The following is a 255-nucleotide window of genomic DNA, read 5'->3' as shown; positions in this document are numbered from 1 at the left end:
GTGTACGGCTGAACTCTGTAATGGTAGGTCTGGGCAGATTTGAACTGCCGACCTCACCCTTATCAGGGGTGCGCTCTAACCAACTGAGCTACAGACCTATAACAGGGTCACTTTGCAACATCGTCTTTTACAATGAATCAAGCAATTCGTGTGGGAGCTCATCAGCAGGCTGATGTCGTCGATTAAGGAGGTGATCCAGCCGCAGGTTCCCCTACGGCTACCTTGTTACGACTTCACCCCAGTCATGAATCACAC

1 tRNA gene and 1 rRNA gene are annotated in these 255 nt (G+C 50.6%); both read right to left on the bottom strand.

Annotated elements, in window-relative coordinates:
• Window positions 1-21: 21 nt before the first annotated feature.
• Window positions 22-98 (bottom strand) — tRNA-Ile (locus L6D64_RS28245).
• Between the two features lie 85 nt (window positions 99-183).
• Window positions 184-255: ribosomal RNA gene (locus L6D64_RS28240) — 16S ribosomal RNA — on the bottom strand; the annotation flags it as partial.

This window comes from Pseudomonas urethralis, from assembly GCF_021602465.1.
In the GTDB taxonomy this organism is placed as follows: Bacteria; Pseudomonadota; Gammaproteobacteria; order Pseudomonadales; family Pseudomonadaceae; genus Aquipseudomonas; species Aquipseudomonas vlassakiae.
This window is presented reverse-complemented; position numbering and strand designations above follow the sequence as displayed.